This window comes from Pseudomonas sp. CDFA 610, from assembly GCF_021147865.1.
GTDB lineage: Bacteria > Pseudomonadota > Gammaproteobacteria > Pseudomonadales > Pseudomonadaceae > Aquipseudomonas > Aquipseudomonas alliivorans.
In genome coordinates, this window is the sequence record NZ_JAGTPM010000012.1 from 100,030 (window position 1) to 124,287 (window position 24,258).

At 59.4% G+C, this 24,258-nt stretch carries 24 protein-coding genes; 18 read left to right on the plus strand and 6 right to left on the minus strand.

The window, feature by feature from the left end:
• Positions 1 to 110 precede the first annotated feature (110 nt).
• The 3 genes from KDX39_RS21940 (at position 111) to KDX39_RS21950 (ending at position 2,671) form a co-directional block, all read left to right on the plus strand.
• On the plus strand, positions 111 to 785 hold the full coding sequence (locus KDX39_RS21940; RefSeq protein WP_210071477.1) for a heavy metal response regulator transcription factor: 675 nt from the start codon (positions 111 to 113) through the stop codon (positions 783 to 785).
• Positions 782 to 2,173, plus strand: a complete 1,392-nt coding sequence (locus tag KDX39_RS21945; RefSeq protein ID WP_231661790.1) for a heavy metal sensor histidine kinase — start codon at positions 782 to 784, stop codon at positions 2,171 to 2,173. The genes KDX39_RS21940 and KDX39_RS21945 overlap by 4 nt, the downstream gene beginning before the upstream one ends.
• A 96-nt stretch (positions 2,174 to 2,269) precedes the next feature.
• On the plus strand, positions 2,270 to 2,671 hold the full coding sequence (locus KDX39_RS21950; protein ID WP_099228701.1) for an MAPEG family protein: 402 nt from the start codon (positions 2,270 to 2,272) through the stop codon (positions 2,669 to 2,671).
• Positions 2,672 to 2,884: 213 nt separating this feature from the next.
• Here KDX39_RS21950 and KDX39_RS21955 read toward each other — a convergent pair whose 3' ends face one another.
• Entirely contained in the window at positions 2,885 to 3,292 is a 408-nt protein-coding gene (locus KDX39_RS21955; RefSeq protein ID WP_099228700.1) for a DUF1090 domain-containing protein, read from the minus strand.
• 54 nt (positions 3,293 to 3,346) lie between these two features.
• Positions 3,347 to 5,029, minus strand: a complete 1,683-nt coding sequence (gene ligB, locus KDX39_RS21960) for an NAD-dependent DNA ligase LigB (protein WP_231661791.1) — start codon at positions 5,027 to 5,029, stop codon at positions 3,347 to 3,349.
• 245 nt (positions 5,030 to 5,274) lie between these two features.
• On the opposite strand from ligB, the gene KDX39_RS21965 reads away from it, so the two are divergent.
• Together KDX39_RS21965 and KDX39_RS21970 are read left to right on the plus strand one after the other, a co-directional pair.
• Positions 5,275 to 5,529 (plus strand): AbrB/MazE/SpoVT family DNA-binding domain-containing protein, encoded by a 255-nt coding sequence (locus KDX39_RS21965; RefSeq protein ID WP_210071480.1) that lies wholly within the window; start codon positions 5,275 to 5,277, stop codon positions 5,527 to 5,529.
• Positions 5,526 to 5,873 (plus strand): type II toxin-antitoxin system ChpB family toxin, encoded by a 348-nt coding sequence (locus tag KDX39_RS21970; RefSeq protein WP_231661870.1) that lies wholly within the window; start codon positions 5,526 to 5,528, stop codon positions 5,871 to 5,873. The genes KDX39_RS21965 and KDX39_RS21970 overlap by 4 nt, the downstream gene beginning before the upstream one ends.
• 88 nt (positions 5,874 to 5,961) lie before the next feature.
• On the opposite strand, the gene metK is transcribed toward KDX39_RS21970, so the two are convergent.
• Positions 5,962 to 7,152, minus strand: coding sequence for a methionine adenosyltransferase (metK, locus tag KDX39_RS21975; RefSeq protein ID WP_231661792.1), 1,191 nt, complete (start codon positions 7,150 to 7,152; stop codon positions 5,962 to 5,964).
• Between the two features lie 20 nt (positions 7,153 to 7,172).
• Complete coding sequence (locus KDX39_RS21980; protein WP_231661793.1) at positions 7,173 to 8,168, minus strand: ArsR/SmtB family transcription factor; 996 nt, start codon at positions 8,166 to 8,168, stop codon at positions 7,173 to 7,175.
• 258 nt (positions 8,169 to 8,426) lie between these two features.
• Here KDX39_RS21980 and tkt point away from each other — a divergent pair, with 258 nt between their 5' ends.
• The 7 genes from tkt (at position 8,427) to fba (ending at position 14,887) form a co-directional block, all read left to right on the plus strand.
• Positions 8,427 to 10,424, plus strand: a complete 1,998-nt coding sequence (gene tkt, locus KDX39_RS21985; RefSeq protein ID WP_210071481.1) for a transketolase — start codon at positions 8,427 to 8,429, stop codon at positions 10,422 to 10,424.
• Between the two features lie 133 nt (positions 10,425 to 10,557).
• Entirely contained in the window at positions 10,558 to 11,607 is a 1,050-nt protein-coding gene (epd, locus tag KDX39_RS21990) for an erythrose-4-phosphate dehydrogenase (protein WP_231661794.1), read from the plus strand.
• A gap of 16 nt (positions 11,608 to 11,623) precedes the next feature.
• Positions 11,624 to 12,787 carry a phosphoglycerate kinase gene (locus tag KDX39_RS21995; protein WP_210042059.1) on the plus strand — a complete coding sequence of 388 codons (1,164 nt, stop codon included), beginning with the start codon at positions 11,624 to 11,626 and terminating at the stop codon, positions 12,785 to 12,787.
• 28 nt (positions 12,788 to 12,815) lie between these two features.
• Positions 12,816 to 13,049: a hypothetical protein gene (locus KDX39_RS22000; RefSeq protein ID WP_004880233.1), complete on the plus strand. Its 234-nt coding sequence runs from the start codon at positions 12,816 to 12,818 to the stop codon at positions 13,047 to 13,049.
• A gap of 86 nt (positions 13,050 to 13,135) precedes the next feature.
• Positions 13,136 to 13,327 (plus strand): hypothetical protein, encoded by a 192-nt coding sequence (locus KDX39_RS22005; protein ID WP_004880231.1) that lies wholly within the window; start codon positions 13,136 to 13,138, stop codon positions 13,325 to 13,327.
• 54 nt (positions 13,328 to 13,381) lie between these two features.
• Positions 13,382 to 13,708, plus strand: coding sequence for an MliC family protein (locus tag KDX39_RS22010; protein ID WP_004880229.1), 327 nt, complete (start codon positions 13,382 to 13,384; stop codon positions 13,706 to 13,708).
• A 114-nt stretch (positions 13,709 to 13,822) separates the two neighbouring features.
• Positions 13,823 to 14,887 (plus strand): class II fructose-bisphosphate aldolase, encoded by a 1,065-nt coding sequence (fba, locus tag KDX39_RS22015; protein ID WP_099228692.1) that lies wholly within the window; start codon positions 13,823 to 13,825, stop codon positions 14,885 to 14,887.
• A gap of 162 nt (positions 14,888 to 15,049) precedes the next feature.
• Here the strand turns inward: fba and KDX39_RS22020 are convergent, their stop codons facing one another.
• Together KDX39_RS22020 and KDX39_RS22025 are read right to left on the minus strand one after the other, a co-directional pair.
• Complete coding sequence (locus KDX39_RS22020; protein WP_231661795.1) at positions 15,050 to 15,469, minus strand: DUF3010 family protein; 420 nt, start codon at positions 15,467 to 15,469, stop codon at positions 15,050 to 15,052.
• Between the two features lie 54 nt (positions 15,470 to 15,523).
• Positions 15,524 to 15,934 carry a lysozyme inhibitor LprI family protein gene (locus KDX39_RS22025; RefSeq protein WP_099228690.1) on the minus strand — a complete coding sequence of 137 codons (411 nt, stop codon included), beginning with the start codon at positions 15,932 to 15,934 and terminating at the stop codon, positions 15,524 to 15,526.
• A gap of 227 nt (positions 15,935 to 16,161) precedes the next feature.
• Here KDX39_RS22025 and KDX39_RS22030 point away from each other — a divergent pair, with 227 nt between their 5' ends.
• The 6 genes from KDX39_RS22030 (at position 16,162) to etfB (ending at position 24,058) form a co-directional block, all read left to right on the plus strand.
• Positions 16,162 to 17,139, plus strand: a complete 978-nt coding sequence (locus KDX39_RS22030) for a dipeptidase (RefSeq protein WP_025993273.1) — start codon at positions 16,162 to 16,164, stop codon at positions 17,137 to 17,139.
• Positions 17,140 to 17,223: 84 nt separating this feature from the next.
• Entirely contained in the window at positions 17,224 to 17,754 is a 531-nt protein-coding gene (locus KDX39_RS22035) for a DUF5943 domain-containing protein (protein ID WP_004880220.1), read from the plus strand.
• 15 nt (positions 17,755 to 17,769) lie between these two features.
• Positions 17,770 to 19,830 (plus strand): dimethylglycine demethylation protein DgcA, encoded by a 2,061-nt coding sequence (gene dgcA, locus KDX39_RS22040; protein ID WP_231661796.1) that lies wholly within the window; start codon positions 17,770 to 17,772, stop codon positions 19,828 to 19,830.
• 247 nt (positions 19,831 to 20,077) lie between these two features.
• Positions 20,078 to 22,042: a dimethylglycine demethylation protein DgcB gene (dgcB, locus tag KDX39_RS22045; protein ID WP_231661797.1), complete on the plus strand. Its 1,965-nt coding sequence runs from the start codon at positions 20,078 to 20,080 to the stop codon at positions 22,040 to 22,042.
• A complete protein-coding gene (gene etfA / locus KDX39_RS22050) occupies positions 22,042 to 23,262 on the plus strand; it encodes an electron transfer flavoprotein subunit alpha (protein WP_231661798.1) in 1,221 nt (406 codons plus the stop codon). Before dgcB ends, etfA begins: the two co-directional genes overlap by 1 nt.
• Positions 23,252 to 24,058 carry an electron transfer flavoprotein subunit beta gene (gene etfB / locus KDX39_RS22055; RefSeq protein WP_231661799.1) on the plus strand — a complete coding sequence of 269 codons (807 nt, stop codon included), beginning with the start codon at positions 23,252 to 23,254 and terminating at the stop codon, positions 24,056 to 24,058. The genes etfA and etfB overlap by 11 nt, the downstream gene beginning before the upstream one ends.
• The last annotated feature ends 200 nt before the right edge of the window (positions 24,059 to 24,258 follow it).

Here is a 24,258-nt window from a genome sequence, read left to right on the forward strand (position 1 = left end):
CGGAGGTATCAGAGGGATTGCTGCAAAATTACAATTCCGTTATCTGCTGTGGAGGCTGGCTGTTTGCCCGTACACTGCGGATCAACCGACATCAGACAGGACATTTATCCATGCGAATCCTTGTAGTGGAGGACGAGCCGAAAACTGCCGAGTACATGCATCAGGGGCTGACCGAAAGTGGCTATGTCGTCGATATCGCCGCCACCGGACTCGACGGTCTCTATCTCGCGCAGCACCAGGCGTATGACATCGTCATTCTGGATGTGAACCTGCCTGAAATGGATGGCTGGGAGGTCCTGGCCCGGCTCAGGAAAACCGTCAGTACCCGGATCATGATGGTCACTGCGCGAGGGCGTCTTGAAGAGAAGGTCAAGGGCCTGGAAATGGGCGCCGACGACTACCTGGTCAAGCCTTTCGAGTTTCCCGAGTTGCTGGCAAGAGTCCGGACCCTGATGCGTCGCTCCGAACAGCCGAGCACGCCGCAGGTCCTGCAGGTCGGTGACCTGGAGCTGGATCAGGGGCGCCACCGGGCATTTCGTGGCAAGCAGCGTATCGACCTGACCACCAAGGAATTCGCCCTCCTGCACCTGCTGATGCGCCATACCGGAGAGGTGATGTCGCGTACCCAGATCATTTCGCTGGTCTGGGACATGAACTTCGATTGCGACACCAATGTGGTCGAGGTTTCGATCCGCCGCCTGCGGGCCAAGATCGATGACCCGTTCGAGACCAAGCTGATCCATACCCTGCGTGGCGTCGGTTATGTGCTGGAAGTGCGCGAATGAAACCCACGCGCCTCTCGACGCGGCTGGGCCTGACAGTCACCGCGTTGAGTGCGTTTCTGGTGGTGATCATGGAGCTGTTCGCTTACGCGGCCATTTCCCATCAGCTTGATCTGCGTGCTGCAGACAGCCTTCGGGAGAAGTTCGAGCAAATCGAACACGGGCTCAGTGAGGGATTCCTGTCCGTTGGCGACATCGTCCAGTACCCGCATACGTTGCGGGATCAGATTGTGGGTCACGACAGTTTTGCGCTGGGCATCTTCGATTCAAGCATGCCGCGCCAGCCTCTCATGAATATCGGCAACAAGGAGGGTCGGAACCTGCCACCTCCCGCGGCCGACGGTCAGGCTGAAGGTTTTCATGAGCTGGAATCCAGCGAAGGTCACAAGCTGCTGGTGGGCTACAAGAACATTCGTCTCAAGACGGATGAAAACATCCTGGTCATGCTGACGCTTGACCGGAAGAACGACTCTTCGCTGCTGCATGCCTACATGATGTCCACCTTCATGATTCTGCCGGTGATCCTTTTGCTGGTCGGGCTGGGGGCTTGGTGGATCGTGCGCCGCGGGCTCAGGCCGCTGGGCGCGTTCCGGAAAGTGACCGCGCTGATTTCGGCCCGCGACCTGTCGCACCGCATGAAAGTGACCGGCCTGCCGGACGAACTGCGCGATCTGGCCCACGCCGTGAACTTCATGCTGCACCGGCTGGACGGCGATGTTCAGCAACTGTCGCAGTTCTCGGACGATCTGGCCCACGAGATGCGCTCGCCCATGAATAACCTGATGGGCAAGGCGCAGGTGACATTGTCACGACCCCGTCCGCCAGAGGAGTACAGGCAGGCGCTTGAGTCCTGTACCGAAGAGCTGGAACGCATGTCGCGCATGATCGCCCAGATGCTGTTTCTCGCAAGCGTCAGCCAGCCCTCGGCCCCGTTGGCGCTCGAACCCATCGATCTGCGTGACGAGTCGGAAAAAGTGGCCGAGCTGTTTTCGGCATCGGCCGAAGATCGTGACATTACCTTGCAGATCGAAGGCAGCGGGAAAGCCATGGGCGACCGGCTGATGATTCAGCGGGCGATCTCCAACCTGCTGTCCAATGCGATCCGCCATGGGTCGAGTGGCAGCGCCATCATGATCAGGATTACCACACGCGCCGAAGACATCACGCTGGCGGTGCGCAATGCCGGGGAAGGCATAGATGCCGAGCACCTGCCGCGTCTGTTCGACCGTTTTTACCGGGTTCACGTCAGTCGCGCCCGGCAGCAGGGCGGCACAGGCCTGGGGCTGGCCATCGTCCGGTCGATCATGAGCCTGCACGAAGGGCAGGTTAAGGTCGAAAGTGAGCCAGGGCAGTTCACGACGTTCAGCCTGATTTTCCCCAGACTGGTGTAAGCCGGAAGAACCTTTGGGCCGCATCCTGCTCTGAGCTTTAAGGCTGCTCGTGCCTGGCATGCTTCTAGATGAAGCCAAAAAACAAAGGATGGATGTATGACAGTAGCTTTCTGGTGTGTGCTGGTGGCGATCCTTTTGCCGATCGCCTGTGCAGGCATCGCCAAGATCGGCAGCGGCAAATTCAAGCGAGGCGATAATCACGACCCTCGCGCTTTTCTCGACAATCTGGAAGGGTTTCCGAAGCGCGCACACGCAGCGCAACTGAACAGCTATGAAGTGACACCCTCGTTTGCTGCGGCAGTGATCATTGCGCATATTGCGGGTAACGCGCAGCTAGTGACCATCGACGTGCTTGCGGTGTTGTTCATCACCAGCCGCCTGCTCTACATCATCTTCTATCTGGCCGATCTGGCAGCGTTGCGCTCGCTTGCCTGGCTGGTCGGGATGGGGCTGATCATTGCCCTGTTCGGTGTGTCGGCATTCCCGGCTGCGGCGTGACTGGCTGAAACACCGTCGACTGCAGGCTCTGCCTGGATCAGGTTTTCTGACGGATTCCATCCGGCATCCGTGAGAAAGCGCAGTCTGGCAGCCAATACGGGGCTGTGGGAGGCGGCTTGCTGGCGATCTGCCGGGAGCCGGCAGACTCGATGCATCAGCTGAACCCTGTGGCTGCTCATCAGGTGATGTGACTCAGCGCAAGTGGTGTGCCGCTTACTCGTCCGGCTGCACCTTCTCAAGTTCTGCCTGCGCATCCTGCAATTCCTTGCGCGACTCTGCCAGCTTGTCCTTGCGCTTGTTGATCTTCTCCGGATCGCCCTTGTCCATCGCCTTGTTCAGGTCGGACTGGCGGCGGCTGACTTCACGTTTGGCGTCCAATACCTTTTGTTCACGCTGCTTGACCAGTGACGCCTCGGTGCAGTTGGCATTGACCTCGGCCAGTGCCGTTTCCAGGCCAGCCTGCTGAGCCTTGTTGCCCTCGGTCTTGGCTTCCTGAATCTTGTTATTGATTTCCTGGCTCTTGAGCAGGCACTCGGAAGGGGGCGCCTGCTCGGTGGCGAACAGCGGTGTAACCAGTAACGTGCAGCTGGTGAAAAGAACCAGCGGTGATAAAAACTTCATATGAACTCCTTTTGAACACAACAATGTCCGGGCATAAAAAGTGAAACCCGGACTCTAGAAACCTGAAATACCTGAAACACGCAATTGCTGGCTTAATGCCTGCACGTGCGGGTCGTTGAAAAACGCAGTGAGTTTTGCCGCTCGTCCCGGACCGACGCCGGGCTCGGCCTGCCACTGTTCAACACTGCGCGCTGCCAACTGATCCCAATCGACATCCAGTCGAGCGCTTCCGGCAGGCGGCAGGCCGATAGCCTTGAGCCATGTCTTGAACGGCTTTTGACGCGCCGTCTGCAGGCTGGCGAACAGTTTAGCGCTGCTACGCTCGGCAAGACCGGGAATGGTAACAAGCTCAGCCTGATCGAGGGTCATCCAATCGACCAGTCCGTTGATTTTCCCGCTTTCAATGAGCTTGTCCCAGGTCCCCGGGCCTACGCCACTCAAGGCCAGCCCCTTCTTGCCGCTGAGCCAGGTCAGCCGCGCCCGGAACTGACTTTCGCAGCCCTGAGTCGGTTGCCAGCAACTGAGTTCATGAAAGTCACTGGCCTGCGGAACGCTCACCTGCGCCCGCTCGACACTGCGTGTAATAACACCGTCGAGGCGTGGAATGGTCAGCCTGGCCAGACTGATTGCCACCTGATCGCCGGGGCGGATGTCCAGCGTCTGCCAGCGTTGCAGCGAGCCGGTGCTGATGCGACTGACGGTCCGGTCGTCCAGACGGATCGGCACCAGCTCAAGCATCGGCGTGATCCTGCCGCTGCGACCAATCGTGAAATTCACCTTGCGCACCTCGGCCAGCGCTTGCGCATAAGGGTGCTTCCAGGCGGCGATCCAGTAAGGCGCTTTCGCTTGCCAGCGTTCGGAAGAGGGGCGTTCGCCCTGACGCATGATGACGCCATCAGTGGCGAAGGGTAGCGGGTTGCGAAACCAGTGCTCGCGCCATTGTGCGGCCTGAGCGGGATCTGTGAGCTGCAGCGTGTAGGCGGCGCTGTCGGCAAACCCCAGCGCCTTGAGTCCGGCCAGACGCTCGCTCATGGTGCTCGGCCCGTTGGGCCAGTCCCAGACGAACAGCCCGATGGTGTCGGCTTGTGCGGGGCTCAGCGTCTTGCGTGCGAGCAGGCCTGCGACCTTGCTGCGGGCATTGACGCTGCCCGAGGATGCTTGGACATGGTCAGGCAATCGCTCGTACAACTCGCCTTGCAGGATGAGGTCGTCCGGCCACGGCAATTGTTTGGGAATGGCTTTGATCAGCAGCGCCTGAGGCGTCCAGTCCTGCCCTTTCACGCCATCCCCTCGGCTGATGGCCTGGGTCAGTCTGCCTTTGGCGTAAATCAGTGTGACGGCCACACCGTCGACCTTGGGTTGAATCCACAGGTCGGTCCGGCCTTGCAGCCAGTCTCTGACATCCGTCTCGTCAGCCAGCTTGTTCACACCTGTGTGCGCAACCGGGTGCGTCACCGAGCCGCCTGCGGTCTTCAATGGGTTGTCGCTCGGCGTCGAAACGGCAAAGCATCCACGCCAGGTCTCCAGTTTCTGGCGGGACTGATCGTAAAGCTCATCGGGAATTCGTGAGATGCCCAGGCGGTGATAGCTGTCGTCCCACGCGGCGATCTGTTGTTGAAGCGACAGCATTTCTGCCTGTGCCTTGCTGGCAGCCCAGTTCGGGCATTGGCTGGCGCCGGTGAAAGGGGAAAGGGTGATCAGGAGGGCGAAGCTCAACAGGCGGTTAACAGACAGCATCGAAGCATCCTTGCTTGGGATTGGCCGGGGAAGGCTAGCTGTCGCCTGATGGTGAGGCTTGTCGGCATAGTTACCGGGTTTTGCGATCCTGGTGCATTGCACGTGATGTTGCTTGTATCCAGTCGGGAAGGTTCGTTCGCTGTTACAAAAAGGGTCGATGATGAGCGCCGGTGTTCGTGTAAATAACTGTTTGCGCAGAGGGTGTGACGTTTCTACAATGTATCTACTATTTGGCGGGGTGATGTATGGAAGTCAAAATTCAGCAATGGGGCAATAGCGCAGCAATACGGTTGCCAGCCAATGTTCTCAAGCAGATGAGCCTTGTCAGCGGCGACGTGCTGGTGCTCGATGCTTCTACGGAAGTGATAACGCTCAAGCCTGCCAGGGCCAAGCTGCATTATCGCCTGTCCGACCTGATGGCTCAGTGCGATCTGGAAGCAGCCGAGCCTGAGGAATTGTCTGATTGGAACGCCATGCAGCCGACAGGGCGCGAAGTGTGAGGCGGCCCAGATTCAATCGTGCGGATATCGTCCGCATTAATTTGAATCCGACCGCTGGCCGGGAGCAGCAGGGCGATTTTCGCCCAGCGCTTGTTCTTACTCCCGCCGCGTATAACGTCTCGGGCCTGGCAATCGTTGCGCCGATAATGCAAGGCGGTGATTTCGCCCGTTATGCCGGATTTGCAGTCCCGTTGAGCGGTTCAGGCACCGAGACGCAGGGTGTGGTTCTATGTAACCAGATTCGCACGGTTGACCTGGAGGCTCGCGGGGCAACGTGTATCGAGGCCGCTCCCGATGTTGTGATCAACGATGTGCTTGCCCGAATACACGCCCTCTTTGAGTAAAAATCCTGACTGAGTGAGCGCGACACCCCCTAAACAAAAGCCCCCGGAGACTCACGTCGCCGGGGGGCTTTTGATGACCGCAGGAGAATTACAGACCGGCAGCAGTGCGCAGGGCGTCGGCGCGGTCGGTTTTTTCCCAGGTGAAGGCGGTGAAGGTGTCATCGCCAACGGTCATTTCGACCGGGGTACGACCGAAATGGCCGTAGGCCGCAGTGGCCTTGTACATCGGGTGCAGCAGATCCAGCATGGTGGTGATCGCGTATGGACGCAGGTCGAAGTGCTCGCGAACCAGGCTGATGATCTTGTCGTCGGACAGCTTGCCGGTACCAAAGGTGTTCAGCGAGATCGAGGTCGGTTGTGCGACGCCGATGGCGTAGGACACTTGAATCTCGCAACGCTCGGCCAGGCCTGCAGCGACGATGTTCTTGGCAACGTAACGGCCGGCGTACGCAGCCGAACGGTCAACCTTCGATGGGTCCTTGCCGGAGAACGCGCCGCCGCCGTGACGGGCCATGCCGCCGTAGGTGTCGACGATGATCTTGCGGCCGGTCAGGCCACAGTCACCCACCGGGCCACCGATGATGAAGTTGCCGGTCGGGTTGATGTGGAACTGGGTGTCCTTGTGCAGCAGGTGCGCTGGGATGACGTGCTTGACGATCAGTTCCATCACGCCTTCGCGCAGGTCTTTGTAGGAAACGTCCGGGTTGTGCTGGGTCGACAGAACGATCGCGTCGACGCCCACGACCTTGCCGTCTTCGTAACGGCAGGTGACCTGGGATTTCGCATCCGGGCGCAGCCAGGGCAGCAGGCCGGATTTACGGGCCTGGGCCTGACGCTCGACCAGTTGGTGCGAGAAGGTGATCGGAGCAGGCATCAGTACATCGGTTTCGTTGCTGGCGTAGCCGAACATCAGGCCCTGGTCGCCGGCACCCTGATCTTCAGGCTTGCTGCGGTCAACGCCCTGGGCGATGTCTACCGACTGTTTGCCGATGATGTTCATCACGCCGCAGGTCGCGCCGTCGAAGCCGACGTCGGAGCTGTTGTAGCCGATGTCGAGGATGACGTTACGCACGATGTCTTCCAGATCGACCCAGGCCGAAGTCGACACTTCGCCAGCGATGATCGCCACACCGGTCTTGACCAGTGTTTCGCACGCCACACGGGCGTATTTGTCTTCAGCGATGATGGCGTCCAGAACCGCATCGGAAATCTGGTCGGCGATCTTGTCCGGATGCCCTTCGGACACGGACTCGGAGGTGAAAAGTGAGTATTCGCTCATCTCTACGGGTTTCCTTCATTTTACCGATGGTGAGTGTCGCCAGCCGGTCGCTGAAAATGGCGAACCTGGATCTGGAAACCATTACGTAAGCCTACATAGAGGCTTTCCCCGGGAACTAGCCCCGCAGCGATGGCCCAACGGGCCAGGTCTTCCTGCTCGAAACCTAACCAGAGATCGCCACAGGCCTCCCTGGCCCAGCTCTGGTCATGACTACACAATTCTGTTACCAGCAAGCTACCGCCGGGTTGCACGCATTCGGCCAGTTGCGCCAGCGCTTCGGCCGGTGCGGCGAAATGATGGAGCACCATGTTCAGGACGACGCAGTCGGCACGCACTTTACTGTCGGTCAGTGCATCGGCCAGCTTCAGCTCGACATTGAGCAGTGCCTTGCGCTGACAAAGGTTGCGGGCCAGTTCCAGCATCGCCGGGCTGTTGTCCATCGCGACCACATGCCTGAAACGTCTTGCCAGCTCCGGGAGAAAGCCGCCGTCGCCGGGGCCTACTTCCAGGGCTGTTGCCTCGTTGCCGAAGCTGAGTTTGTCCAGCAGTGTCAGCAGGCTTTCACTGTACTGGGCGAGGCCGGCGATCAGGTCCTGCTGAGCACGAAACTTTTCCGCTGTCCGGGCAAAGAAATCCTGACTGGCCAAGGCGCGTTGACGATGCACCAGACCAATACGCCCCTGAACGTCATCCGGCAATGCCAGCGTGTCCACTTCATCGAGCAGGGCGGCGTGCAATCTGCCACCGGGCAAGTCGGTATGGGGCAGGGCGCGGCGGTAAAAAATCGCGTTGCCCTCACGCCGCGTCGCGACCAGATCGGCCTGCGCCAACACTTTCAAGTGATGACTCATGCCCGACTGACCAATCGCGAAAATCTGCGCCAGCTCCAGCACGCCGAACGAGTCGTTGGTCAGGGCACGCAGAACGTTGAGTCGCAACGGATCGCCGCCGGCCTTGCACAATGCAGAGAGGTCGTCGCATGCATCATGGCGGATTGCAGGCACGCGCAGGTTCATAGGGTCCGCAGTCTAGTGATCGATTCGTAAGGTCGCAAGGCCAATATCAAAAAGTTTTGATATTGCTCGATGGGTGGCGTCTGTCGATCCCGCTGAACTTGTCGCGAGCTGGCGTTATCCAGTAGTGACAGGCTAATTAATGTCCACAACACAGGAAAAAAGCCTAAGGTCTACTATCTGTGATTGCCCCCGGCCGGTCCCTGAGGGAAAATGGCCGCCTTTTTAAGATCCCAATCCTTTATTCCCAGGAGATCAGCGATGCCAAGCCGTCGTGAGCGTGCCAACGCTATTCGTGCACTCAGCATGGATGCCGTGCAAAAAGCCAACAGCGGCCATCCGGGTGCCCCCATGGGCATGGCGGATATCGCCGAGGTTCTTTGGCGCGATTATCTGAAGCACAACCCGGCCAACCCTGCGTTCGCCGACCGTGACCGTTTCATCATGTCCAACGGTCATGGCTCGATGCTGGTCTATTCGTTGCTGCACCTGACCGGCTACGACCTGTCCATCGACGACCTGAAGAATTTCCGCCAGTTGCACAGCCGCACGCCGGGTCACCCCGAGTACGGTTACACACCGGGCGTTGAAACCACCACGGGTCCGCTGGGTCAGGGTTTTGCCAATGCGGTCGGTTTCGCCGCTGCCGAGAAGACACTGGCGGCGCAGTTCAACCGTCCGGGCCATTCCATCGTCGATCACCACACCTACGTGTTCATGGGTGACGGCTGCATGATGGAAGGTATCTCGCACGAAGTCGCTTCGCTGGCCGGCACGCTGCAACTGGGCAAGCTGATCGCGTTCTACGATGACAACGGTATCTCCATCGACGGCGAAGTCGAAGGCTGGTTCACCGACGACACCCCGAAGCGTTTCGAGTCCTACGGCTGGCAGGTCATCCGCAACGTCGACGGTCATGATTCCGACGAGATCAAGACTGCTATCGACACCGCTCGCAAGAGCGATCAGCCGACCCTGATCTGCTGCAAGACCACCATTGGTTTCGGTTCGCCGAACAAGCAGGGCAAGGAAGAGTCCCACGGTGCTCCACTGGGCGCTGACGAAATCGCCCTGACCCGTGCCGCTCTGAAATGGAACCACGGTCCTTTCGAAATCCCGGCTGACATCTATGCCGAGTGGAACGCAAAAGAAAAAGGTCTGGCTGCCGAAGCCGATTGGGATCAGCGTTTTGCGGCCTACTCCGCTGCGCATCCTGAACTGGCCAACGATTTCATCCGTCGCATGAGCGGCGAACTGCCTGCTGACTTCGCCGAGAAGTCTGCTGCTTACGTGGCTGAAGTCAACGCCAAGGGCGAAACCATCGCCAGCCGTAAAGCCAGCCAGAACGCCCTGAGCGCGCTGGGGCCTTTGCTGCCTGAGATCCTCGGCGGTTCGGCTGACCTGGCCGGCTCCAACCTGACCATCTGGAAAGGCTGCAAGAGCATCACCGGCGAAGACCCTAACGGCAACTACCTGCACTACGGTGTACGTGAGTTCGGCATGGGCGCAATGATGAACGGCATCGCGTTGCACGGCGGTTTCGTGCCGTACGGCGCCACCTTCCTGATCTTCATGGAATACGCCCGTAACGCAGTGCGCATGGCTTCGCTGATGAAGAAGCGCGTGATCTATGTGTTCACCCACGACTCTATCGGTCTGGGCGAAGACGGGCCGACTCACCAGCCGGTCGAACAGCTGACCAGCCTGCGCACCACGCCGAATCTGGACACCTGGCGTCCAGCCGATGCCGTGGAATCCGCCGTGGCCTGGAAATACGCCATCGAGCGTAACGACGGTCCTTCGGCGCTGATCTTCTCGCGTCAGAACCTGCCTCACCAGGCGCGTGACGAAGCCCAACTGGCTGGCATCGCTCGCGGTGGCTACGTGCTGCGCGACTGCGTCGGCGAGCCTGAGCTGATCCTGATCGCCACCGGCTCGGAAATCGGTCTGGCCGTTCAGGCTTACGACAAACTGATCGAGCAGGGCCGCAAGGTGCGCGTAGTCTCCATGCCATGCACCAGCGTGTTCGAAGCTCAGGACGCCGGGTACAAGCAGAGCGTTCTGCCTCTGCAAGTCAGCGCACGCATCGCCATCGAGGCAGCGCATGCCGACTATTGGTACAAGTACGTCGGTCTGGAAGGTCGCGTGATTGGCATGACCACCTTCGGCGAATCGGCGCCTGCGCCTGCGCTTTTCGAAGAGTTCGGCTTCACGCTGGAAAATGTCCTGAGCACCGCCGAAGAGCTGCTCGAAGACTAAGCAAGACGTGTGTCTCCTTGCAGGAGCGCGCTTGCCCGCGAATGAATGGTTCGGACGACAGCTCGTTGTCTGGACCGTTGCATTAGCTGGCAGGCGCGTTTTTGCGGGTTCAGCTTAAATCCGAGAGAACCTCATGCCTCAGCCCCGTGCTTACAAAGTTGCCCTGAACGGTTACGGCCGCATCGGTCGTTGTGTCGTGCGTGCGCTGTGTGAGCGAGGGACGAGAGCCGGGTTTGAAGTGGTTGCAATAAATGATCTGGCCGACATGGCCAGTCTCGAATACCTGACGCGCTTCGATTCCACCCACGGCCGGTTTCCCGGTCAGGTCAGGGTCGAAGGGCAGTATCTGCACATCAATGATCACCGGATCAAGGTTCTGCGCAGCTCGACGCCTGAAGAGATTGACTGGGCGGCGCTGGACGTCGATCTGGTGCTCGAATGCTCCGGTGTGTACAACACCCGTGAAGACGGGCAGCGCTTTCTGGACGCCGGTGCGCCACGCGTGCTGTTCTCGCAGCCGATGGCCAGCGAGGGCGATGTCGACGCCACGGTGGTGTTCGGCATCAACCAGCAGAAACTGACCGGCAACGAACTGCTGGTGTCGGCCGCCTCCTGTACCACCAACTGCAGTGTGCCGCTGCTGCGCCTGCTGGATCAGGCTGTCGGGCTGGAGTACGTCACCATCACTACGATCCACTCGGCCATGAACGACCAGCCGGTGATCGACGCCTACCATCACGAAGATCTGCGCCGCACGCGCTCGGCGTTTCAGTCGATCATTCCGGTCTCCACGGGCCTTGCTCGCGGAATCGAAAGGCTGCTTCCGGAACTTGCCGGCCGAATTCAGGCCAAAGCTGTTCGCGTGCCGACCGTCAATGTGTCCTGTCTGGACATCACGTTGCAGACGGCTCGTGACACCGACGCACAAGAGATCAACCGAATCCTGCGCGAGGCCGCCACCAGTGGCCCGTTGAAGGGTCTGCTGGCCTACACTGAGTTGCCGCACGCCAGCTGCGATTTCAATCATGACCCGCATTCGGCGATTGTTGATGCGAGTCAGACCCGCGTTTCGGGACCCCGGCTGGTAAATCTGCTGGCCTGGTTCGATAACGAGTGGGGCTTTGCCAATCGAATGCTCGACGTTGCAGAGCACTTTCTGCGCGTCGCTGACCAACAACAGTAAAAAACAGGAACGCCTCATGACCGTGTTGAAGATGACCGACCTCGATCTGCAAGGTAAACGTGTACTGATTCGTGAAGACCTCAACGTTCCTGTGAAGGACGGCGTCGTCAGCAGCGATGCACGCATCCTTGCTTCGCTGCCGACCATCAAGCTGGCGCTGGAAAAGGGGGCGGCCGTGATGGTCTGCTCGCACCTGGGCCGTCCGACCGAGGGCGAGTTCTCGGCCGAGAACAGCCTCAAGCCGGTTGCCGACTACCTGAGCAAGGCGCTCGGTCGTGACGTTCCGCTGGTTGCCGATTACCTGGACGGCGTTGACGTCAAGCCGGGCGATATCGTGTTGTTCGAGAACGTGCGTTTCAACAAGGGCGAGAAAAAGAACGCCGACGAACTGGCGCAGAAATACGCTGCCCTGTGTGACGTGTTCGTGATGGATGCTTTCGGCACCGCACACCGTGCCGAGGGCTCGACTCACGGCGTAGCCAGGTTCGCCAAGGTCGCTGCGGCAGGTCCGCTGCTGGCTGCCGAGCTGGATGCTCTGGGCAAGGCGCTCGGCGCTCCGGCCCAGCCGATGGCGGCCATCGTTGCCGGTTCCAAGGTGTCCACCAAGCTGGACGTGCTTAACAGTCTGAGCGCGATCTGCAATCAGTTGATTGTCGGCGGTGGCATCGCCAACACATTCCTGGCCGCAGCCGGTCACAAGGTCGGCAAGTCCCTCTACGAGCCGGACCTGCTGGACACTGCGCGTGAAATCGCCGCCAAGGTCAGCGTGCCATTGCCGACCGATGTTGTGGTCGCCAAGGAATTCGCTGAAAGCGCCACTGCAACCGTCAAGCTGATTGCCGATGTGGCCGATGACGACATGATTCTGGACATTGGTCCGCAGACCGCAGCGCACTTCGCCGACTTGTTGAAATCTTCGAAGACTATCCTGTGGAACGGCCCGGTCGGTGTGTTTGAATTCGATCAGTTCGGCGAAGGCACCAAGACGCTGGCCAAAGCCATTGCCGAAAGCTCTGCGTTCTCCATTGCGGGCGGTGGCGACACACTGGCAGCCATCGACAAATACGGTGTAGCTGAACAGATTTCCTATATTTCCACAGGCGGCGGCGCGTTCCTCGAATTCGTGGAAGGCAAGGTTCTGCCCGCAGTTGAAGTGCTTGAACAACGCGCCAAGGCCTGAATCCAGGCATTTGGACAAGGAGTCGTACATGGTCAGGGCGTTACCGTGGTTCCTCATCGCAGGGTTGCTGGGCGGTTGTGCAGGCAAGCCTGAAGCCGAAGAGGCCGAGAGCGCTTCCCGGACCGATGTGCTGCATTTGAGTTGTTATCAGGCGGGCTGGCAGGCCGAGACGGTGCCGGTGATCTACAAGCGCGGCGGCCAGGAGGTATGGGATCGTTATGAATTCATGCCCAAGGCAACAGGGTTGCCAGGCTGTCCGTGAACGGGGTTGAGGCTTTTGCGGCAACCACGGCAGGCTTCAGCGGTCATTAGTGGGTGGACATCTTTTTATGAAGAAGGAGTTTTGCCATGAAGATCGCTGCCCTGGCGCTTGTGAGTTGTGTTGTATTGGCCGGTTGTGCCGGTTCGGGCTCACATGCCTGCAAAGTATTCAGCCCGGCCTCTGTGGATGTGCCGACAACCGAGAACAGTCAGCGGGTCGAGGCGCGCGCCACGGGTGAGCCGGCCGATGACGGTAAACAGGAACAGAACTGCCCCTGACATAACGGAGCCACAGGCACACGCCGGGTTTTGCAGGGCAGGCCAGGAGAAGTCATGAAAGGCTTGATTGCCCTCGGAACATTGGCGGTGCTGGGCGGTTGCTCGATGATGAGCAAGCCACAACAGAATGACCCGTGGAATCACTGGGTCTGCGACAGCGGTGCCGAGATTCATTGGCGCTATATCGATTCAGCTAAAAAAGAAGTGGATGCGCGCCTGAATCAGAGCGACCAGGTTTTCAGGCTAAAGGCCGAACCGGGAGCTTCCAGTGGCACGCTTTACAGTAATAATGTGCTGGCGTTCGACAACAAGGGCAGCGAAGGCCTTGTGTATTGGGATGCCACCAATGATTTGATCGGTCGCGGCTGCAAAGCCAGATAAGTCGTCGCCGGTGCACCATTCGCAGGGCTCGCGGCCTATGCGTATAACTTGAATAGCAGCCGCCACTACGGCAGGCTTGCACGATTAACGACCCTACCGGGAGAGACACAGACAATGGCACTTATCAGCATGCGCCAGATGTTGGACCACGCAGCCGAGTTCGGCTACGGCGTTCCAGCTTTCAACGTAAACAACCTGGAACAAATGCGCGCCATTATGGAAGCGGCCGACAAGACCGACTCCCCGGTGATCGTTCAGGCTTCGGCCGGCGCCCGTAAATACGCTGGTGCCCCGTTCCTGCGTCACCTGATTCTCGCGGCAATCGAAGAGTTCCCGCACATTCCAGTGGTCATGCACCAGGACCACGGCACCAGCCCTGACATCTGCCAACGTTCGATCCAGCTGGGTTTCAGCTCGGTCATGATGGACGGCTCGCTGAAGGAAGACGGCAAGTCTCCGGCCGATTACGAATACAACGTTGACGTGACCCGTCGCGTGGTTGCCTTTGCTCACGCCTGTGGCGTGTCGGTGGAAGGCGAGCTGGGTGTTCTGGGTTCGTTGGAAACCGGTATGGCCGGTGAAGAAGATGGCGTCGGCGCTGAAGGTGTCCTGGATCACAGCCAGATGCTGACCGACCCGGAAGAAGCGGCCGACTTCGTCAAGAAGACTCAGGTCGATGCCCTGGCCATCGCTATCGGCACCAGCCATGGCGCGTACAAGTTCACCAAGCCGCCTACCGGCGACATCCTGGCGATCGAGCGCATCAAAGAGATTCACAAGCGTATTCCCAATACCCACCTGGTGATGCACGGTTCTTCGTCCGTTCCTCAGGAATGGCTGAAAATCATCAACGAATACGGCGGCGACATCAAAGAGACTTACGGTGTGCCGGTGGAAGAAATCGTTGAAGGCATCAAGCACGGCGTGCGCAAGGTCAACATCGACACTGACCTGCGTCTGGCGTCCACCGGTGCCATCCGCGAATTCATGGCCAAGAACCGCAGCGAGTTCGACCCACGCAAGTACCTGGCCAAGACCGTCGTCGCCATGCGTGACGTCTGCATCGCCCGCTACGAAGCCTTCGGCACCGCTGGCAACGCCTCGAAGATCAAACCGATCTCCCTGGACGCCATGTTCGAACGCTACGCCCGTGGCGAGCTGGATGCCAAGATCAACTGAGTTGATCGAGCATTGAAAAAACCCGCAGCGATGCGGGTTTTTTTGTGTCTGTCAGAAACCTATGGTGCTGCTGGAATGTGATGCAGAACGTCACGGGCTTATGCCCGCGCTCCAGCGTGGTAACGCCTCTCATGACGCCCTGCGTCCAGCCCACGGCGTTCCCTAAACCGACTTCATCAACCCCGCACACGCCGTTTTGTAAGCCTCATGCTGATACTTGTTCAGCGTGTCGGGCAGGGCGAAGGCGTGTTTCTTGTTCTGGGCATTGATGGTTTGCGGGGAAACGAGCGTCACGTCGCAATCGGCCAGCAACTGGAATACCGTTTCGATCTTGAACGTGGTCGGGCCGCCGGCGAACTCGCCTTTCTTGCTGCGCTTCTTGATCGCGACATGGCTGATGCCGTTCTCGCGAACAAAGCTGGCGATCCGAGTGGCGAAGGCTTTGACGTTGGCACACTCGTCGTCATCTTCCAGCGCAATTTTTTTCGTCGCCAGTGACAGATGTGCGATGCCGCCTTGCTGACGTGTGGCCAGAGCAAAGATGGCTTCACTGCCTTTGATTTCTACACCGCAAATAATCATGAGAAAACCTGATGAAGTGGTTCATAAAAGAAACAGGTTATCTCATCGCTGGCGTTATTCCTGTGCAATCGACTCCAGATACTCCGACCGTTCATCACTCATGCGTGCCACGCAGTCGTTTTCACTGATGGTGAACGCCTTGCTGCCTGCTGCCGATGGAAACACCTCGACCGCGCAATCAGCATCACGCAGTTTTTCCCAGGCTGCCTGAGCAGTCTTGAGCTTGCTGGTGAAGTCGTTGAATTGAGTCTTGTTGGCGACGAACTGCGACTGGACCCGCTGAAGCAGGTTCTGGAAATTTTCCTTGAGCAGTTCTTCTGCAGTGTGTCGGCTGTAGGCCGAGCACTCCAGCGTCTGATTGTCAGCGTCGACTCCATCGCAAGGCGTGCTGTCCGGATTCTGAGCAGCGTGTGCGCCTGTCACGGCCGTGGCCATCAAGGCCATGGTCAGGAAAATCGTTCTCATTGAGTCGCTCCGATCCATTGATGTAACGAATTCTGTCCTAACCGCGTGACAATGAACAGGTTTACGGCAGGGTGTGACGAAGTGCTGTCACCCTTTGTCGTTTCTTGACGCTTTCGGCAAGCCCCTTGTCGTTTTTGCACCCGGCTCGGCCAACCCTCCGGCATATGCTGACCCCAATAGCGCCGACAGCCGATTCGGTGCGCAAGAACCTGAATGGGGACAGCCTGATGAGCCCAGCCGAACTGCACGCCGACAGCATCGTTATTGACGGGCTGATCATCGCCAAGTGGAACCGTGAACTGTTTGAAGACATGCGCAAGGGCGGCCTGACCATGGCCAACTGCACCGTGTCGGTATGGGAAGGCTTTCAGGCCACCATCGACAGCATCTGCACCAGCCTGAAGCTGATGCGGGAAAACAGCGACCTGGTGATGCCGGTCCACACCACCGCCGATATCCGCAAGGCCAAGGAGTTGGGCAAGACCGGCATCCTCTTTGGCTTCCAGAACGCCCATGCCTATGAAGACCAGATCGGCTACGTCGAGATCTTCAAGAAGCTCGGCGTCGGCATCGTGCAGATGTGCTACAACACCCAGAATCTGGTGGGCACCGGCTGCTATGAGCGTGACGGCGGGCTGTCGGGCTTTGGTCGCGAAATCGTGGCCGAGATGAATCGCGTCGGCGTGATGTGCGACCTGTCCCACGTGGGCTCCAAGACCTCCGAAGAAGTCATTCTCGAATCGAAAAAGCCGGTCTGCTACTCCCACTGCCTGCCGTCCGGTCTTAAAGAACACCCGCGCAACAAGTCCGATGCCGAACTGAAGTTCATTGCCGATCATGGCGGCTTCGTGGGCGTAACCATGTTCGCGCCGTTTCTGGCCAAGGGCATCGAGTCGACCATCGACGATTACGCCGAAGCCATTGAATACGTGATGAATATCGTCGGCGAGGACGCCATCGGCATCGGCACCGATTTTACTCAAGGGCACGGCCAGGACTTCTTCGAGTACCTGACCCACGACAAGGGCTACGCCCGCCGCCTGACCAACTTCGGCAAGATCATCAACCCGCTGGGCATCCGTACCGTGGGTGAGTTTCCCAACCTCACCGAAACGCTGCTCAAACGCGGCCATCCAGAGCGCGTAGTGCGCAAGATCATGGGCGAGAACTGGGTAAACGTTCTCGCCGACGTCTGGGGCGAATAAACCGCCTGTTACACCTGAATCCATTACACGCCCACGGCCCTGATTGCGGTGGGTGTAACCCGAATCATCTGGAGTTTGTTCCCCATGGCCAAAATCGCCCCGCAACTGCCCATCGAAGTCGACAGCGAAACCGGTGTCTGGACCTCTGATGCACTGCCGATGCTCTACGTGCCTCGCCACTTTTTCGTCAATAACCACATGGGCATCGAAGAAGTACTGGGCGCCGACGCTTACGCCGAGATTCTCTACAAGGCGGGCTACAAGTCGGCCTGGCACTGGTGCGAGAAAGAGGCTGAATGCCACGGCATTGAAGGTGTCGCCGTGTTCGAACATTACATGAAACGCCTCTCGCAGCGCGGTTGGGGGCTGTTCAAGATTCAGGACATCGACCTCGAAAAGGGTACGGCCAGCGTCAAGCTCGAGCACTCCTGTTTTGTCTATGTTTATGGCAAGGTCGGTCGCAAGGTCGACTACATGTTCACCGGCTGGTTCGCGGGTGCCATGGATCAGATCCTGGCCGCCAGCGGCAGCTCGATCCGCACGGTGGCCGAGCAGGTCTACGGTGGTTCGGAAGAAGGTCATGACGACGGACTCTTTGTCGTCAAGCCGCTGTAAATCGAGGATCGCGTTATGGCTTTTGAAGCGATGTTCCAGCCGATCCAGATCGGCAAGCTCACCATCCGCAACCGCGTGCTGAGCACTGCGCATGCCGAGGTTTATGCCACTGATGGCGGCATGACCACCGACCGTTACGTGAAGTATTACGAAGAAAAGGCCAAGGGCGGTATCGGTCTGGCCATCTGCGGCGGCTCGTCCAGTGTTGCGATCGACAGCCCGCAAGGCTGGTGGAAGTCGGTCAACCTGGCCACTGACCGGATCATCCCGCATTTCCAGAATCTGGCCGACGCCATGCACAAGCACGGCGCCAAGATCATGATCCAGATTACCCACATGGGGCGCCGCTCTCGCTGGGACGGCGATCACTGGCCGACCCTGATGTCGCCCTCGGGCATTCGTGAGCCGGTGCACCGCGCCACTTGCAAGACCATTGAACCCGAGGAAATCTGGCGCGTGATCGGCAACTACGCCAGCGCCGCAGCACGAGCCAAGGCCGGTGGCCTGGACGGTGTGGAGCTGTCGGCCGTGCACCAGCACATGATCGACCAGTTCTGGAGCCCGCGCGTCAACAAGCGCACGGATGAATGGGGCGGCAGTTTCGAAAACCGCATGCGCTTCGGCCTGGAAGTGATCAAAGCCGTGCGCAAGGAAGTAGGTCCTGACTTCTGTGTGGGGCTGCGTATCTGTGGCGACGAGTTTCACCCTGACGGCCTCAGTCACGAGGACATGAAACAGATCGCCAAGTATTACGATGATACCGGCATGATCGATTTCATCGGTGTCGTGGGTTCCGGTTGTGATACCCACAACACGCTGGCCAACGTGATCCCCAACATGAGTTATCCACCGGAGCCGTTTCTGCATCTTGCGGCCGGTATCAAGGAAGTGGTCAAGGCACCTGTGCTGCATGCGCAGAACATCAAGGATCCGAATCAGGCCACGCGGATTCTGGAAGGCGGCTATGTCGACATGGTCGGCATGACGCGTGCGCACATCGCCGATCCGCACCTGATCGCCAAGATAAAAATGGGCCAGATCGACCAGATCAAACAGTGCGTGGGTGCCAACTATTGCATCGACCGCCAGTACCAAGGGCTGGACGTGCTGTGCATCCAGAACGCCGCCACGTCGCGTGAATACATGGGCGTGCCACATATCATCGAAAAATCCACCGGGCCGAAACGCAAGGTCGTGGTGGTGGGTGCCGGGCCTGCCGGAATGGAGGCGGCGCGGGTGTCTGCCGAGCGTGGGCACGATGTGACGTTGTTCGAGAAAAAAGAGTTCATCGGCGGGCAGATCACCACGGCTTCGAAAGCGCCGCAACGTGACCAGATTGCCGGTATTACCCGCTGGTTCCAGCTGGAACTGGCGCGCCTGAAAGTCGACCTGCGTCTGGGTACCGCTGCCGACGCGGCCACCATCCTCGACCTGCGTCCCGATATCGTGGTGCTGGCGGTGGGCGGTCACCCATTTCTGGAGCAGAACGAGCACTGGGGCGCTGCCGAAGGACTGGTGGTCAGCAGCTGGGATGTGCTCGATGGCAAGGTTGCACCGGGCAAGAACGTGCTGGTCTACGACACCATCTGCGAATTCACCGGCATGTCCGTGGCCGACTTTCTGGCCGACAAGGGTAGCCAGGTCGAGATCGTCACCGATGACATCAAACCTGGCGTGGCGATTGGTGGTACGTCGTTCCCGACCTACTACCGCAGCATGTACCCCAAGGAAGTGATCATGACCGGCGACATGATGCTGGAAAAGGTCTATCGCGAGGGCGACAAGCTGGTGGCTGTGCTGGAGAACGAATACACCGGGGCCAAGGAAGAGCGGGTCGTGGATCAGGTGGTGGTGGAGAACGGTGTGCGTCCGGACGAGGCGATTTACTACGCGCTCAAGGAAGGTTCGCGCAACAAGGGCCAGATCGACATTGATGCGTTATTCGCCATTCAGCCGCAGCCTTCGTTGAGTGAGCCGGGTGACGGTTACCTGCTGTTCCGCATCGGCGATTGCGTGGCGCAACGCAACACTCACGCAGCGATCTACGACGGCTTGCGCCTTTGTAAGGATTTCTGAAGGTTTTTTTGAGGTGTCACAGTCTTGTGGGAGCTATCGCTATGTCCATGACACAGCGCTGTCGCGCAGTAAGCACTGGGCTGTGGGAGGCGGCTTGCCGGCGATGCAGTCGACGCGATGCATCAGGAGTGCCTCGTAATCGTTCATCGTGGGCAAGCCCCCTCCCACAAGGCATAGCTTTCATTCAGTACGTTGCGGCAATCAGACGATTTGGCCTGCAAGACCGCCTGGCTTTCGGGAGCTTCAGATGCTAGACACTCTTCTTCCCATCCTGCTGTTCTGCGCCCTGGCCCTTGCGGTGCTGGGCGCGATGCGGCGGGTAAAAATGTGGCGCAATGGGCGGGCCTCCGACGTTGACTGGCTCGGCGGGCTGCTGGCCATGCCCAAGCGTTACATGGTCGATCTGCACCATGTGGTCGCCCGTGACAAATACATCGCCAACACCCACGTCGCCACGGCAGGCGGTGCGGTAGCGTCCATCATTCTGGCGATTCTGGTGCATGGTTTCGGTCTGCATAACCGCCTGCTCGGCTACGCCTTGCTGTTGATGACAGCCGTCATGTTCGTGGGGGCGATCTTTGTTTATCGACGTCGCCTGAACCCGCCTGCACGCCTGTCCAAAGGGCCATGGATGCGCCTGCCGAAAAGCCTGATGGCGTTTTCCGCAAGCTTCTTCCTGGTCACGCTGCCGGTGGCGGGCATCTTGCCCGAACACTTCGGCGGTTGGGTGCTGGTCGTGATCCTGGGGTTGGGTGTGCTGTGGGGTGTGAGCGAACTGTTCTTCGGCATGACCTGGGGCGGGCCGATGAAGCACGCTTTCGCCGGTGCGCTGCACCTGGCCTGGCACCGTCGCGCCGAGCGCTTCGGCGGTGGTCGTTCCACCGGTCTCAAACCACTGGACCTCAAGGATACGAGCGCGCCGCTGGGTGTGGAAAAGCCTGCGGATTTCACCTGGAATCAATTGCTGGGTTTTGACGCCTGCGTCCAGTGCGGCAAGTGCGAAGCGGCATGCCCGGCGTTCGCGGCAGGCCAGCCGCTCAACCCGAAAAAGCTCATTCAGGACATGGTCGTGGGTCTGGCAGGTGGCACCGATGCCAATTTTGCGGGCAGTCCGTATCCGTCGCTGGATGGTAAGGGCAAGCCGATCGGCGAGCACGGCGGCAACCCGCATCAGCCGATCGTCAACGGTCTGGTGGACGCCGAAACACTGTGGTCGTGCACCACTTGCCGGGCGTGCGTCGAGGAATGCCCGATGATGATCGAGCACGTCGACGCCATCGTCGACATGCGCCGTCACCTGACCCTGGAAAAAGGCGCGACACCGAACAAGGGCGCCGAAGTGCTGGACAACCTGATCGCCACCGACAACCCCGGCGGTTTTGCACCGGGCGGACGCATGAACTGGGCGGCGGATCTGAATCTGAGCCTGCTCAGTGAGAAAAAGGCCGTGGACGTAGTGTTCTGGGTCGGTGACGGCGCGTTCGACATGCGCAACCAGCGCACGTTACGTGCCTTCGTCAAAGTCCTCAAAGCCGCCGGCGTCGACTTCGCTGTGCTGGGGCTGGAAGAACGCGACAGTGGTGATGTGGCGCGTCGTCTGGGTGATGAGGCGACTTTCCAGATGCTGGCCCGACGCAATATCCAGACCTTGGCCAAGTACAGCTTCAAGCGCATCGTGACCTGCGATCCGCACAGCTTTCACGTACTCAAAAACGAATACGGCGCGTTCGGTGGCGACTATCAGGTGCAGCATCACAGCACGTATATGGCCGAGCTGATTCAGAACGGATCCGTGAGATTGGGGCAGCACAAAGGCACCAGCGTGACGTATCACGATCCGTGCTACCTGGGCCGCTACAACGGCGAATACGAAGCACCCCGCGACGTGCTGCGTGCGCTGGGTATCGAGATAAAGGAAATGCAGCGCTCGGGCTTCCGCTCGCGTTGCTGCGGCGGCGGTGGCGGTGCGCCGATCACTGATATTCCCGGCAAGCAGCGTATTCCTGACATGCGCATGGATGATATTCGCGAGACAGGTGCCGAGCTGGTGGCGGTGGGTTGTCCACAGTGCACGGCGATGCTCGAAGGCGTGGTCGAGCCTCGGCCGCTGATCAAGGACATTGCCGAACTGGTGGCCGATGCACTGCTGGAAGACGACGTTATTCCCAGCAAGCCTGTCCCGGCAAAACGTGAACCTGCGGAGGCGCACTGATGAGCGACATTATCCGCCGAGACCCACGTGCCGAGTGGATCGCCCGTAACCGGCTGCACCCGCTGCATGCGGCTATGCAGCCTCCACAAACCAGCTGGATGGGGCCTAACGGCCTGATGCGCAAGAACGTGCATGGCGCGGGCTTTATCGGACCTAACGGCATCAAGCGCATTGACCGCAGCGGTGCGCAACAGGGCGGCGCAGTCAAGCGCTCGGCTGCTTCTGAAGTACTGTTGCCGTTGCATCAGGTTCTCGACCCGGCGTTTTACATCAGCGTCGTGCCGGACATGGTGGGTGGCCGCCTGAGTAGCCACGACCGTGACCTGCTGGGCCTCGCTCGTCAATTGGCAGGCACGCAAGGCGCTGTTCTGGCCGTGGTGTTCGGCGAACACAAGGAAACCACGTTCGAGACAGCGGGCGTTGACCGCTTGCTGATCCTGGACGGCAGTCAGTTCAATGGTTACTCACCCGAACAGCGCGTGCAGGGGTTGCGTGCTGTGGATAACCAGTTCAACCCTCGCCACTGGTTGCTGCCCGACAGCCGCACCGGTGGTGGCGAACTCGGACGTCGGTTTGCGGCCAGTATCGGCGAGCGCCCAGCGACCCGTGTCTGGCAGGTCAAGGATGAGCAGTGCATCGGCAGGGCCGGGGCGGGACGGGAAGATCTGATCCGGCCCGTCGCAAGGCTCATCCTGGCGGCGGCGGAATGTGCAGAACCCGTGAGCGAGACGCGACATGAAGCTTCTGCCGTGGAGTTATCCACAACGGTGGCACGCAGCTTGTCTCGCATTGAAGATCTGGGGGCAGTAACCGTCGATCCCGCAGTTATCCCCATGGCGGAAGCCGAGTTCATTCTGTCCGGCGGTAACGGGGTCAAGGACTGGGCGTTGTTCCACCGTACAGCGATGGCCTTGGGCGCGACCGAAGGAGCGTCGCGCGTTGCAGTCGATGACGGATTCATGGGCCGAGAGCGCCAGGTCGGTGCCAGCGGCACCTGGGTCACTGCGCGGGTTTACGTGGCTGTGGGTATTTCTGGTGCCATCCAGCATTTGCAGGGTATTGGCGCTTGCGACAAAGTCGTTGCCATCAACCTCGATGCAGGCTGCGACATGGTCAAGCGCGCCGATCTCTCGGTGATTGGTGAGAGCGCGGCCATTCTCGACGCGCTGATAGCGGCGGTTGAGGCCTGGCGCAATGGGGAGAAACGAGATGCGGCCTGAACAGAATAAAGCGGCAGTGGATAAGTCTGAGGTGCAGATCATCAGCCTTGTGTCCGTCGGAGCTCACCCGACCTCAGGCCGTGCGCGCCGTGCTGAACAGGATGCACGCGCGGTTGAACTCGGGTTGCAACTGGTTGGGGATAACTTGCAGGTGCTGCATGCGGGTGATGCACAGGAGCCTGCATTGCGCGCTTATCTGGGCATGGGATTGAGCGAACTGCATGTGCTGGAACAGCCACAAGGTGCCGACGCGCTGGCGGCGTTGACTGACTACATTCGAGATTCAGCCGCGCAAGTTGTGCTGACCGGCAGTCAGGCAGAAACCGGCGAGGGGTCAGGCATGTTGCCGTTCCTGCTGGCCGAAAAGCTCGGCTGGCCACTGGTGACCGGGCTTGCCGAGGTCGAGTCGCTGGATAGCGGTATTGCGCTGATTCTGCAGGCGCTGCCTCGTGGGCAGCGTCGCCGTCTCAAGGTACGTCTGCCCTTTCTCGCGACTGTGGATAACGCGGCACCCAAACCGCGCCAGAGCGCTTATGGCCCGGCGCAACGCGGGGTACTGGGCGTTGATGAGGTTGAGGTGGTGACCGATGAGTTACTCACAGGGCAGGCGCTGCAGCCCGCCAAGCCGAGACCCAAGCGCCTGAAAGTGATCAAGGCCAAGAGTGGTGCTGATCGAATGAAAGCTGCGACAGCCAAGGCCAGTGGTGGCGGTGGGCAAGTGCTCAAAGGGCTGAGCCCGGAGGAGGGCGCAGCCGCGATTCTGAAACTGTTGGTGGAAGAGGGCGTCGTGCGCTAAGCCAGGACGTCAACTTACACACAATCCCTGTGCGTTCGCCTGTGGATAACGTGTTCGCGCTTTGCTGAACGCCTTATAAACTGTGGCTTAGACAGGTGTGGTTAAATATTGATCAGCTTAAGTCACGGTTTTTCCAAGACTTTTCAATGTTGGTAAACAGTCCACCGGCCATTGCCTGTTCTAATAACTACCCACAATCT

Coding starts and splice junctions, on each gene's coding strand:
- dgcB (WP_231661797.1), top strand. CDS start 20,078: ATGCTAGACACTCTTCTTCCCATCCTGCTGTTCTGCGCCCTGGCCCTT.
- KDX39_RS22000 (WP_004880233.1), top strand. CDS start 12,816: ATGGTCAGGGCGTTACCGTGGTTCCTCATCGCAGGGTTGCTGGGCGGT.
- KDX39_RS21945 (WP_231661790.1), top strand. CDS start 782: ATGAAACCCACGCGCCTCTCGACGCGGCTGGGCCTGACAGTCACCGCG.
- KDX39_RS21965 (WP_210071480.1), top strand. CDS start 5,275: ATGGAAGTCAAAATTCAGCAATGGGGCAATAGCGCAGCAATACGGTTG.
- KDX39_RS22030 (WP_025993273.1), top strand. CDS start 16,162: ATGAGCCCAGCCGAACTGCACGCCGACAGCATCGTTATTGACGGGCTG.
- KDX39_RS22025 (WP_099228690.1), bottom strand. CDS start 15,934: ATGAGAACGATTTTCCTGACCATGGCCTTGATGGCCACGGCCGTGACA.
- KDX39_RS22035 (WP_004880220.1), top strand. CDS start 17,224: ATGGCCAAAATCGCCCCGCAACTGCCCATCGAAGTCGACAGCGAAACC.
- ligB (WP_231661791.1), bottom strand. CDS start 5,029: ATGCTGTCTGTTAACCGCCTGTTGAGCTTCGCCCTCCTGATCACCCTT.
- epd (WP_231661794.1), top strand. CDS start 10,558: ATGCCTCAGCCCCGTGCTTACAAAGTTGCCCTGAACGGTTACGGCCGC.
- etfA (WP_231661798.1), top strand. CDS start 22,042: ATGAGCGACATTATCCGCCGAGACCCACGTGCCGAGTGGATCGCCCGT.
- fba (WP_099228692.1), top strand. CDS start 13,823: ATGGCACTTATCAGCATGCGCCAGATGTTGGACCACGCAGCCGAGTTC.
- KDX39_RS21955 (WP_099228700.1), bottom strand. CDS start 3,292: ATGAAGTTTTTATCACCGCTGGTTCTTTTCACCAGCTGCACGTTACTG.
- etfB (WP_231661799.1), top strand. CDS start 23,252: ATGCGGCCTGAACAGAATAAAGCGGCAGTGGATAAGTCTGAGGTGCAG.
- KDX39_RS21940 (WP_210071477.1), top strand. CDS start 111: ATGCGAATCCTTGTAGTGGAGGACGAGCCGAAAACTGCCGAGTACATG.
- KDX39_RS22020 (WP_231661795.1), bottom strand. CDS start 15,469: ATGATTATTTGCGGTGTAGAAATCAAAGGCAGTGAAGCCATCTTTGCT.
- metK (WP_231661792.1), bottom strand. CDS start 7,152: ATGAGCGAATACTCACTTTTCACCTCCGAGTCCGTGTCCGAAGGGCAT.
- KDX39_RS22005 (WP_004880231.1), top strand. CDS start 13,136: ATGAAGATCGCTGCCCTGGCGCTTGTGAGTTGTGTTGTATTGGCCGGT.
- dgcA (WP_231661796.1), top strand. CDS start 17,770: ATGGCTTTTGAAGCGATGTTCCAGCCGATCCAGATCGGCAAGCTCACC.
- tkt (WP_210071481.1), top strand. CDS start 8,427: ATGCCAAGCCGTCGTGAGCGTGCCAACGCTATTCGTGCACTCAGCATG.
- KDX39_RS21980 (WP_231661793.1), bottom strand. CDS start 8,168: ATGAACCTGCGCGTGCCTGCAATCCGCCATGATGCATGCGACGACCTC.
- KDX39_RS22010 (WP_004880229.1), top strand. CDS start 13,382: ATGAAAGGCTTGATTGCCCTCGGAACATTGGCGGTGCTGGGCGGTTGC.
- KDX39_RS21995 (WP_210042059.1), top strand. CDS start 11,624: ATGACCGTGTTGAAGATGACCGACCTCGATCTGCAAGGTAAACGTGTA.
- KDX39_RS21950 (WP_099228701.1), top strand. CDS start 2,270: ATGACAGTAGCTTTCTGGTGTGTGCTGGTGGCGATCCTTTTGCCGATC.